We start from the raw sequence: 10700 nt of genomic DNA, 5'->3' as shown, positions 1-10700 counted from the left end.
CCGGGGCTCCGCCCCGGACCCCGACGCCCGGACCCGGCCCGGGGCGGGCGACCGACTCGGGGCTGCGCCCCGGCGGCCCCCTGCGGGGGCGGGCGTGTTGCCGGGCTTCGCCCGGCCCGGTGACCGCCCCGGCCCGTGGGGCGGGCGGCCAGCTTGAGGGCTGCGCCCCGGCGCCCCCCCTGCGGGTGGTGCGGGGTTCACGGGGCTTCGCCCCGGACCCCCTGTGGGGCGGAGCATCGCCCGGGCGTGCCCCTGGCTGCCCCCGGACCCGGCCCGGGGCGGGCGGCCGACTCGGGGCTGCGCCCCGGCGGCCCCTGCGGAGGCGGGCGTGTTGCCGGGCTTCGCCCGGCCCGGTGACCGCCCCGGCCCGTGGGGCGGGTGACCAGCTCAGGGCTGCGCCCCGGCGCCCCCCTGCGGGTGGTGCGGGGTTCACGGGGCTTCGCCCCGGACCCCCTGTGGGGGCGGAGCATTGCCCTGGCTGCCCCGGGTCTCGGCCGCGGGGCCGACTCGGGGCTCCGCCCCGGACTCCGTGTGCTCGGGCCCTGCCTGGGGTTGCGCCCCGGCGGCCCCTTTCGGGCGGGGGTGGGGATCACGAGGCTCAGCCCCGGACTCCGTGCGCTCGGGCCCTGCCTGGGGATGCGCCCCCGGCGGGCCCCTTCGGGCGGGGCGGGGGGCACGGGGCTTCGCCCCGGCTTCGGCGACCGGAACCTTGGTCCAGACCCCGGCCTCGTCCTACCCCCGGCCCGGTCTTGCCAGGCGGAAGGAGGACCGTGACGGGGGGCGGAGAGGGGAAGTGGCGCGGATGTCGACTGGGGCGATCGGTTGTTCAGGGGTGCCGGGGATCAGGGGGCGGCGGGCGATGGTGGTCATCGGGGCGGCGGCCAGGAGGAGCAGGGCGCAGAGGGTCAGGCCCATGCCGCGGTAGCCGGCGGCCTCGGAGAGGAGGCTGCCCGTGACGGGGCCGCAGGCCACGCCGAGGGAGGAGGCCGAGCCGACCAGGACGGCCCAGCGGCCGTGCGGGTCCAGGGAGGCGGCCAGGCCGAGGAGGTAGGACAGGACGACGGGGTAGACCGCGTTCCACGCGATCTCGCCCGTCGCGAAGGACGCCGCGTCCTGCGCCGCCGAGCTGAGCAGCACACAGCCCGCGATCAGCGCCGTGCCCGCGCCGATCGGCACCGCCCGGCCGAGGCGTGAGCCGAGCGCGCCCGCGCCGATCACGCCCACCAGGCCCGCGGCGAGCGCCACCGCGAAGACCAGGCCCAGCGTGGCCTCCGACAGGCCCGCCTGTGTCAGGCCGATCCGGCCGCTCACTCCCCACAGCGCGTTCTGCGCCAGCGACCAGAGGAGGATCGACCCCGCCAGGGCCGTTCCCGCCCCGCGGTGGGGGAGCGGGCCCCGGACCTGGCGGCCGGGGCCGGGGCCATGGCCCGTCGGACGGGGGCGGCCGTCCGGGAGCCACACCGTCGTCGGGACCACCAGCACCGCCGTCCCCGCGATCGCCGCCAGCGGCAGACCGTGGCCCCCGCCCAGACGCGGCAGCGTCACATACAGCGCGCCCGCCGTCGCCGACACCGACAGCAGGCCGAGCGCCGAGGCGCGGTGCGGGTCCGGGCGGCCCGCGATGGCCGCCGCGGCGACCGCCGTCGCCGTACCGGAGCCGAAGCCGCCGGTCACCGCGCCCGCCACCACCAGCGGGACGAGATCCGTCGCCGCGGCCGTGCCGTAACCCAGGACCATCAGCGCGAGCCCGAGCCGCGCCGCCCGGCGCGGGCCGATCCGGTCCGCCCGCGCCGCGAGCGTGAAGCCCGCCGAGGCCGAGCCGAGCAGCAGGATCGAGCCGATCAGACCGGCTTGGGCGGGTCCGAGACCGAGGCCCGTGGACAGTCGGCCGACGACCGTCGGCAGCAGGTACGGGGCGAGATAACCGGCCGTGAACAGGGCGACGAGAGCGGCGAGCGCCCCCAGGGCACGCGGGCGGCGCGACGGCATGGGCGTTCCAGGTACTGAACAGGGAAATGAGACGGCGCCCGGAGATCCACACGGTCGCGGCACCATGTGTATCAAGCATCAGAGTGGGCGGAGAAGTCGTTATCCCCCGATTCAGTCTGTGATACGGGTCACGATCGGTTTGGGATCTGCTTGGGCGGGTATCGCGCGCGAATCACCTTCCCCCTCGGGCACACTGGCGACACCAGCACTCAGCGCCCACGGTGCCGATCCGCCGCACCACGACCGGGGAGCAAGCCGTGACCGAACGAGACACCGACGTCGACCCACTCGTCCGGCTGCGCGAGCCCACCGACCCCGAGTGCGACGTCTTCCTCACCGGCACCGTCTTCCTCGACATCATCTTCACCGGCCTCGACTCCGCCCCCGTCCGCGGCACCGAGTCCTGGGCCCGCGGCATGGGCTCCAGCCCCGGCGGCGTCGCCAACATGGCCACCGCGCTCGCCCGGCTCGGCCTGCGCACCTCGCTGGCGGCCGCCTTCGGCGACGACCACTACGGCGAGTACTGCTGGGATGCCCTCGAACAGGGCGAGGGCATCGACCTCTCCCTCTCCCGCACCGTGCCCGGGTGGCACTCGCCCGTCACGGTCTCCATGGCGTACGAGGGCGAGCGCACGATGGTCTCGCACGGCCACGCCGCCCCGCCGCTCGACGGCGGTGTGCCCGCCTTTCCGCCGGCCTACCCGCCGCACGCCCGCGCCGCCGTCGCCTCCCTCGTGCCCGGCCGCAGCGAGGAGTGGGTGGCCCGGGCCGCCGGGGCCGGCGCCCGGGTGTTCGCCGACGTCGGCTGGGACGACACCGGCCGCTGGGACCTGGCCGGCCTGACCGACCTGGCGCACTGCGAGGCCTTCCTGCCCAACGCTGCAGAGGCGATGCGCTACACCCGCACCGACTGCCCCCGGGCCGCCGCCCGCGCGCTCGCCGACAAGGTCCGCTACGCCGTCGTCACCCTCGGTTCCGAGGGCGCGTACGCCGTCGACGGGGCCACCGGCGAGACCGCCGAGGTGCCCGCGATCCAGGTCTCGGCCCTCGACCCCACCGGCGCCGGGGACGTCTTCGTCGCCGGGTTCGTCACCGGTACCCTCGCCGACTGGCCGCTCGCCGACCGGCTCGCCTTCGCCGGACTCACCGCCGCGCTCTCCGTGCAGGAGTTCGGCGGCTCGCTGTCCGCGCCCACCTGGGGCGAGATCGCCGCCTGGTGGGCGCACGTCCAGGACCACGAGTGCCAGGACCCGGCCGCGCTGCGCGCCCGCTACGCCTTCCTGGAGCGGCTCCTGCCGGCCCCGGCCCGCCCGTGGCCGCTGCGCCGGGCCGTCCCCACCATCGGCTTCCGCCCGGCGCCCGCCCCGTAGGACCCGAGCCCCACCCCCGTACCCCCCCCGTAGGGCCCGAGCCGCAGGGCCCGCCTCACCCGTGGGACCCGAGCCCCACCCCCGTACCCCCACCCCCGTACCACCCGGTTCCCCGCCCCCGTAAAAACCGTTCAAGGTTGTCCGAGGCGAGTCGTAGGCTTGGTACCCGAGAGGTTGTCGAGCAGCGAGAACCCCGCAACGGGAGGTATGTGCAGGCCACAGTGCCGGCCCATGACTCAGACACCCACAGCCCATGTCCCCGCGCCGGGGCAGGCCCGCGCCCAGTTCAAGGTCCCTGCCAAGCACCCCATGGTGATGGTCCTGGGTTCCGGAGACGCCCTGCTGCGCGTGATCGAGAACGGGTTTCCCACCACCGACATCCACGTGCGGGGAAACGAGATAAGCGCGATCGGTGAGGCGAAGGAAGTCGCACTCGTCCAGCGCCTGTTCGACGAGATGATGCTGGTGCTCCGCACCGGACAGCCGATGACGGAGGATGCGGTGGAACGGTCGATCGCCATGCTGCGGGAGGAGAGCGACGGGAACGGGGAGGCGGCGGTCGAGACGCCCTCCGAGGTGCTCACCCAGAACATCCTGTCCAGCCGCGGCCGCACCATTCGCCCCAAGACCCTCAACCAGAAGCGCTATGTCGACGCCATCGACAAGCACACCATCGTCTTCGGCATCGGCCCGGCCGGTACCGGCAAGACGTATCTGGCCATGGCCAAGGCCGTCCAGGCCCTGCAGTCCAAGCAGGTCACCCGGATCATCCTGACCCGGCCGGCGGTCGAGGCGGGCGAGCGGCTCGGCTTCCTGCCCGGCACGCTCTACGAGAAGATCGACCCCTATCTGCGCCCGCTCTACGACGCGCTGCACGACATGCTCGACCCCGACTCCATCCCCAAGCTGATGGCGAACGGGACGATCGAGGTCGCGCCGCTCGCGTACATGCGCGGCCGCACGCTCAACGACGCGTTCATCATCCTCGACGAGGCGCAGAACACGAACCCCGAGCAGATGAAGATGTTCCTCACCCGCCTCGGCTTCGACTCGAAGATCGTCATCACCGGTGACATCACCCAGGTCGACCTGCCGGGCGGCACGAAGAGCGGTCTGCGCCAGGTCCGGGACATCCTGGACGGCGTCCAGGACGTCCACTTCTCCATGCTCACGTCGCAGGATGTCGTACGGCACCGGCTCGTCGGCCGTATCGTCGACGCGTACGAGAAGTACGACAGCGCCAACGAGCAGCGCCGGGAGCGCGAGCAGCGCGCCGGCCGCAACGGGAAGTAGAAGCAGCAGCACATGTCGATCGACGTCAACAACGAGTCCGGCACCGAGGTCGACGAGCAGGCGATCCTCGACATCGCCCGCTACGCGCTCGCGCGGATGCGCATCCACCCGCTCTCCGAGCTCTCGGTGATCGTGGTGGACGCCCGGGCGATGGAGCAGCTCCACATCCAGTGGATGGACCTGCCGGGCCCCACGGACGTCATGTCCTTCCCGATGGACGAGCTGCGGCCGCCGTCGAAGGACGACGAGGAGCCCCCGCAGGGGCTCCTCGGCGACATCGTGCTCTGCCCCGAGGTGGCCACCCAGCAGGGCCAGGACGCCCCGACCCGGCACTCCATGGACGAGGAGCTCCAGCTGCTCACCGTCCACGGCGTGCTGCACCTGCTCGGTTACGACCACGAGGAGCCGGACGAGAAGGCCGAGATGTTCGGCCTCCAGGCCGCCATCGTGGACGGCTGGCGCGCGGAGAAGGGCCTCACCGGCCCGTCGCCGGCGCCGACCGTCTCCTGAACGGGGCGGTCATGAGTGCTCAGCTGATCCTGGGCGCCGTCGCCCTCGTCATCGTCGCCTGGCTCGCCGCCTGCGCCGAGGCCGGTCTCGCCCGCGTCTCCAGCTTCCGTGCCGCCGAGGCCGTACGGTCCGGGCGGCGCGGCGCCGAGAAACTGGCGCAGATCGCCTCCGACCCGACCCGCTATCTCAATGTGGCGCTGCTCGTCCGCGTCTCCTGCGAGATGGCGGCCGGCGTCCTCGTCACGTACGCCTGCCTCGAAGCCTTCCCGGAGACCTGGCAGGCGCTGCTCGTCGCCATCGCCGTCATGGTGCTCGTGTCGTACGTCGCCGTCGGCGTCTCGCCGCGCACCATCGGCCGCCAGCACCCGCTGAACACGGCGACCGCCGCCGCGTACGTGCTGCTGCCGCTGGCCCGGATCATGGGCCCGATCCCGCAGCTGCTCATCCTCATCGGCAACGCGCTCACCCCCGGCAAGGGCTTCCGCAAGGGCCCCTTCGCCTCCGAGGCCGAGCTGCGCGCGATGGTCGACCTCGCCGAGCAGGAGTCGCTGATCGAGGACGAGGAGCGCCGCATGGTGCACTCCGTCTTCGAGCTCGGCGACACCCTCGTCCGCGAGGTGATGGTGCCGCGCACCGACCTGGTGTGCATCGAGCGCTACAAGACGGTCCGTCAGGCCCTCACCCTCGCGCTGCGCTCCGGCTTCTCACGCATCCCGGTGACCGGGGAGAACGAGGACGACATCGTCGGCATCGTGTATCTGAAGGACCTGGTCCGCAAGACGCACATCAACCGGGACGCCGAGGCGGACCTGGTGTCGACGGCGATGCGCCCGGCGGCCTTCGTGCCCGACACCAAGAACGCGGGCGACCTGCTGCGCGAGATGCAGCAGGAGCGCAACCACGTCGCCGTCGTCATCGACGAGTACGGCGGCACGGCCGGGATCGTCACCATCGAGGACATCCTGGAGGAGATCGTCGGCGAGATCACCGACGAGTACGACCGGGAGCTGCCGCCCGTCGAGGAGCTCGGTGAGGACCGCTTCCGGGTGACGGCCCGCCTCGACATCGGCGACCTCGGCGAGCTGTACGGCTTCGGGCCCGACGAGTACGACGACGAGGACGTGGAGACGGTCGGCGGACTGCTCGCCAAGGCCCTCGGCCGGGTGCCGATCGCCGGCGCCAACTCGGTCGTCGAACTGCCCGACGGACGGACCCTGCGGCTCACCGCCGAGTCCCCGGCCGGCCGCCGGAACAAGATCGTGACCGTGCTCGTCGAGCCGCTCGGGAAGACCGGCCCGGAGGAGGGGACCACCTCGTGACGCCCGACCAGCTGCGTGCCTTCTGCCTGGACTTCAACGATGCGAGCGAGGAGTTCCCGTTCGGGCCCGAGGTCTCCGTCTTCAAGGTGGCCGGGAAGATGTTCGCGCTGTCGTGGCTCGACGCCGAGCCGCTGAGCGTCAACCTCAAGTGCGACCCGGAGGACGCCGTACGGCTGCGCGAGGAGCATCCGGCGATCGTCCCCGGGTACCACATGAACAAGCGGCACTGGAACACGGTGACCGTGGGAGAGCTCCCGGACCGGATGGTCCGGGAGCTGGTCGAGGACTCGTACGACCTGGTGGTCGCCGGTCTGCCCAAGGCGGTACGGCTCCGGCTCGACCGGCCGTAGCCTCGACCGGCGGTAGCTCACTTCCGGCGCCGCAGGCCGAGGGCGAGGCCGAGGGCGACGAGCAGGGCCGCGCTGAGCACGATCGCCGCGTCCAGGGCGATGACCGTACGGACCCCGGCGAACAGGTCCGGGCCGGTGGTGGCGAGCACGCCCAGCATCGGGATGCCGACGGTGAGCCCGACCTGCTGGGTGGTGGTCACCAGACCGGTCGCGAGCCCCTGCTCCTCGTCGCGTACGCCGGACGTGACGGTCACGCCGTACGAGATGATCGCGCCGAGGTGCATCATCGAGGCCAGCGAGACGGCGACCGTCGCCACGACCGCGCCCGACTCGCGGCCCACCAGGAGCAGCGCGGCCGTGAACAGGCCCTGGCCGGCGAGCGAGACCACCAGGGTGCGGTGGGCGCCGAGCCGCCCGATCACCCGCGGGGTGACCATGCCGGCCAGGACCGAGAAGGCGCCCTGGACGCCGAAGACGAGGCCGGAGGCGAAGGCCGACAGACCGAGCGTCTCCTGGAGGTACAGGGTCAGCACGAAGACGATCGTCGACATCATCGAGAAGGTGACCAGACCGCCCAGGTTGCCGAAGGCGACCGTGCGGCGGCGCAGCACCGGCAGCGAGACCAGCGGGGCCGGGTGCCGGGACTCGATCACGCCGAAGGCCAGGAGCAGCAGGACGCCGAGGACGAGACCGACGAGGACGTCCGCGCCGCCGAAACCGCGCTCGGCCGCCGTCGTCAGGGCGTAGATCAGCGCGAGCAGACCACCGGTGACGGTCACCGCGCCCGGTACGTCGAGCCGGGGCCGCTCGGGGGTGCGGGACTCGGGCAGCAGGCCCGGCGCGAGCGGCAGCACGAGCAGCGTGAACACGGCGAGCAGGCCCATGGTGGAGCGCCAGCCGAGGGTGTCGGTCATGACACCGCCGAGGACCATGCCGATGGTGAAGCCGAGGGACATCAGGGTGCCGGAGATGCCGAGCGCCTTCTCGCGCAGCGGGCCCTCCGGGAACGCGGTGGTCAGCAGCGCCATCCCGGTCGGCACGATCGCCGCCGCGCCGAGGCCCTGGAGGGCGCGGCCGGCCAGGAAGGAGCCGGGGCTCCAGGCGAGGGTGGCGAGCACGGAGGCGGCACCGAAGAGGACGAGGCCGGAGAGGAAGAGCCGCTTGCGGCCGAAGAGGTCGCCGATCCGCCCGAAGAGGAGCAGGAAGCCGCCGGAGGGCAGGGCGAAGGCGGTGACCGCCCACTGGAGCGCGGACGGGGCGAAGCCGAGGTCGGCGCCGAGGACGGGGAGGGCGACGTTCAGGACGGAGAAGTCGAGCGCCACCATGAACTGGGCGGCGCAGAGGACGAAGAGGACGAGCCGGTCGCGGCGGGCGAGGCCGGAGGCGGGGGCGGCCGGGGTGCGGGACTTCTTCCGGTCCGGGGTCGGGGTCGTGGTCGGGGTCGGGGTCGGGGGAGAGCTCACGGTTGCCATGGCCACGACTCTCGTGGCACGGGAACAATGCTGGGGAGCGGGAACTTATCCTGTTGGTCGCACCACCAGGCATCCAGGGGGAGGAAGCACACGTGGCCACGGCACTGGAGTCCACCGCCGCCAAGGCGCACCGACTGGCCGAGCTCCGCGAGTTCCTGATGAGCCGTCGGGCCCGGGTGAGCCCCGCCGAGGCGGGCCTGCCCGACGGCGGCAGACGCCGCACACCGGGGCTGCGCCGCGAGGAGGTCGCCGTCCTCGCCGGGGTCGGAGTGTCCTGGTACCAGTGGCTGGAGCAGGGCCGCGACATCACGGTCTCGCCGCAGGTCCTCGACTCCGTCGCCCGGGTGCTGCGGCTCAGCCCGACCGAGCGGCGCCACCTGTACGTACTCGCCGCCCTCAACCCGCCGGCACCGGAACCCGCGCCCGAGGACCGGGACATGTGCCAGGGGCTGCGGCGGCTGATCGACGCGTGGATGCCGTTCCCGGCGCACATCATGGACCAGTACTGGAACATCGTGCTGTACAACGACGCGGCGGCGATCGTGCTCGGCATGCGGCCGGAGACCGTGCAGAACTGCCTGATCTCCTTCTTCACCGACCCGCTCTACCGCGCCCGTTCGACGAGCTGGGAGGAGGTGGCCCCCAAGGTCGTCGCCCAGTTCCGCGCGGCCTGCTCGGAGTGCCCGGACGACGACGGCTTCCGCCAGGTCGTGGAGGAGGCCAAGGAGGCGAGCGCGGAGTTCGCGGAGCTGTGGGAGCGCCGCGACATCCTGCCCGGCGGCCAGAACCGCAAGAAGATGGACCACCCCCTGGTCGGTCCGCTGATCGTCGAGGCCACCCAACTCCGCGTCCCGGCCCGCCCGGACCTCGTCATCGTGCTGCACACGCCGCTGGCGGAGGCGGACACGGCGGCGAAGCTGGAGTGGCTGGTGTCGCCGGAGGGGCGGCGGGGAGCGATGTACCCGGTGGCGGGCTGACCACCGGCAGACCCTCTGTGAACAGGGGTTTTGGGGATCTCTTGGGGAAACGGGGCCCTCGGCGAGGCATTGTCCGAGGGCCCGGATATTCTCACGCAGCACGGCACCGCAGGACGGGGCCGTGCTGCTCCCCGCCGTCCGTCTCACCCCCGAGGACTCCCGCATCATGCGTACGCGTATCACCCGTGGTCTGTCCGCCGTTCTCGCCGTCTCCGCGCTCTCGCTGACCGCCGCGTGCGGCGGCTCGGACGACGCCAAGAAGGACGGTGCCGACAAGCCGGCGGCCGGCGGGTCCGCCTCCGCCTCCGCCGCGCCGACCTCCCAGGCCCCGGCCGCCACGCCGCTGACGGCCGCGCAGATGAAGGCCGCCGCCCTGGAGGCGAAGGACCTTCCGGCCGGCTGGAAGGTCAAGAAGGGTGAGGACGACAACACGGTCTACAAGGCCGACAAGGCCGAGTGCCAGCCGCTGGCCGCCATGATGAGCGCCGGCATCGAGGGCGCCACCCAGGGCGCGAGCGTCGACTTCGTCATCGGCAACAACGCCTCCGAGCTCAGCCAGGAGGTCGCGACCTTCCCCGCCGGCACCGGTGCGGCCGACTACACGAAGAAGATCGTCGCGGCGCTGGACGGCTGCGCGAGCTTCAGCGTCGAGGCCGAGGGCCAGAAGCTGAAGCTCGAGTCGAAGAAGCTCACCGCCCCGCAGGGCGCCGAGGAGGCCATCGCCTTCGGGCTGACCCTGGAGGTTGCGCCCGGCATCAAGATCGCGCCCAACCTGGTGGTCGCGCGTCAGGGCGCGGGTGTGTTCCGCATGCTGCACCTCGCGGACGCCGCCGCGGCCAAGAAGGACTTCGACGGCCTCGCCAAGACGGCCACCGACAAGTTCGTCAAGGCCGCCCAGGGCTGAGTCCCCGCCTGCCCCTGCCCCTGCCCCTGCCCCTGTCCCGTCCCGGCCTATCCTCGGATCATGACACTCAACCGCGAGCACGACGACCTCGGCGCAGAGGACCTCAAGATCATCACGCTGGCGCGCAGCGCCCGCGCCCGCAACGGGGTTCCGGAGGGTGCGGCGGTACGGGACGAGACCGGGCGGACCTATGTCGCCGGGACCGTCGCGCTGGAGTCGCTGAAGCTGAGCGCGCTGCAGACGGCGGTCGCCATGGCCGTGGCCAGCGGCGCCGAGTCGCTTGAGGCCGCGGCGGTCGTCTCCGCCGCGGAGACCCCCTCCGACGAGGACCGTGCGGCGGTACGGGACCTGGGCGGGCCGGAGACCCCGGTGCTGCTCGCGGGGCCCGACGGGAAGCTGCGCGTGGCGGTCACGGCGGGCTGAAGCGTGACCTGAGGGACGCGTGACGCGTGACGCGTGACGCGTGACCCTGAGGGGCCCGGTGCTCGACGAGCGCCGGGCCCTTGTCGTACGCCC

At 72.9% G+C, this 10700-nt stretch carries 10 protein-coding genes; 8 read left to right on the top strand and 2 right to left on the bottom strand.

The window, feature by feature from the left end; genetic code table 11:
- Positions 1-732 precede the first annotated feature (732 nt).
- The gene (locus tag AB0C73_RS18730; RefSeq protein ID WP_362530983.1) at positions 733-1989 is read right to left on the bottom strand and encodes an MFS transporter; all 1257 of its coding nucleotides are present in this window, start codon (positions 1987-1989) and stop codon (positions 733-735) included.
- Between the two features lie 257 nt (positions 1990-2246).
- Between AB0C73_RS18730 and AB0C73_RS18725 the strand changes: the two genes are divergently transcribed.
- From AB0C73_RS18725 to AB0C73_RS18705, 5 genes are all read left to right on the top strand, one after another.
- Positions 2247-3359 (top strand): PfkB family carbohydrate kinase, encoded by a 1113-nt coding sequence (locus AB0C73_RS18725; protein ID WP_362530981.1) that lies wholly within the window; start codon positions 2247-2249, stop codon positions 3357-3359.
- A gap of 231 nt (positions 3360-3590) precedes the next feature.
- The gene (locus AB0C73_RS18720; protein ID WP_362530978.1) at positions 3591-4652 is read left to right on the top strand and encodes a PhoH family protein; all 1062 of its coding nucleotides are present in this window, start codon (positions 3591-3593) and stop codon (positions 4650-4652) included.
- Between the two features lie 12 nt (positions 4653-4664).
- The gene (gene ybeY, locus AB0C73_RS18715; RefSeq protein ID WP_362530975.1) at positions 4665-5162 is read left to right on the top strand and encodes an rRNA maturation RNase YbeY; all 498 of its coding nucleotides are present in this window, start codon (positions 4665-4667) and stop codon (positions 5160-5162) included.
- Positions 5163-5173: 11 nt separating this feature from the next.
- The gene (locus AB0C73_RS18710) at positions 5174-6481 is read left to right on the top strand and encodes a hemolysin family protein (protein ID WP_362530973.1); all 1308 of its coding nucleotides are present in this window, start codon (positions 5174-5176) and stop codon (positions 6479-6481) included.
- Entirely contained in the window at positions 6478-6831 is a 354-nt protein-coding gene (locus AB0C73_RS18705; RefSeq protein WP_362530971.1) for an MmcQ/YjbR family DNA-binding protein, read from the top strand. Before AB0C73_RS18710 ends, AB0C73_RS18705 begins: the two co-directional genes overlap by 4 nt.
- 17 nt (positions 6832-6848) lie before the next feature.
- On the opposite strand, the gene AB0C73_RS18700 is transcribed toward AB0C73_RS18705, so the two are convergent.
- On the bottom strand, positions 6849-8303 hold the full coding sequence (locus AB0C73_RS18700) for an MFS transporter (protein WP_362530968.1): 1455 nt from the start codon (positions 8301-8303) through the stop codon (positions 6849-6851).
- A 92-nt stretch (positions 8304-8395) separates the two neighbouring features.
- On the opposite strand from AB0C73_RS18700, the gene AB0C73_RS18695 reads away from it, so the two are divergent.
- The 3 genes from AB0C73_RS18695 to AB0C73_RS18685 all read left to right on the top strand — a co-directional run bounded on the left by AB0C73_RS18695 (position 8396) and on the right by AB0C73_RS18685 (position 10607).
- On the top strand, positions 8396-9280 hold the full coding sequence (locus tag AB0C73_RS18695) for a helix-turn-helix transcriptional regulator (protein ID WP_362530965.1): 885 nt from the start codon (positions 8396-8398) through the stop codon (positions 9278-9280).
- A gap of 166 nt (positions 9281-9446) precedes the next feature.
- Entirely contained in the window at positions 9447-10184 is a 738-nt protein-coding gene (locus tag AB0C73_RS18690; protein WP_362530963.1) for a hypothetical protein, read from the top strand.
- 60 nt (positions 10185-10244) lie between these two features.
- Positions 10245-10607 (top strand): cytidine deaminase, encoded by a 363-nt coding sequence (locus AB0C73_RS18685; RefSeq protein WP_362530960.1) that lies wholly within the window; start codon positions 10245-10247, stop codon positions 10605-10607.
- Positions 10608-10700: the final 93 nt, after the last annotated feature.

It is taken from the genome of Streptomyces sp. NPDC048623 (assembly GCF_040650755.1).
Taxonomy (GTDB): domain Bacteria; phylum Actinomycetota; class Actinomycetes; order Streptomycetales; family Streptomycetaceae; genus Streptomyces.
The sequence above is the reverse complement of the archived record's forward strand: the minus strand, read 5'-3'. Positions and strand labels throughout refer to the sequence as shown.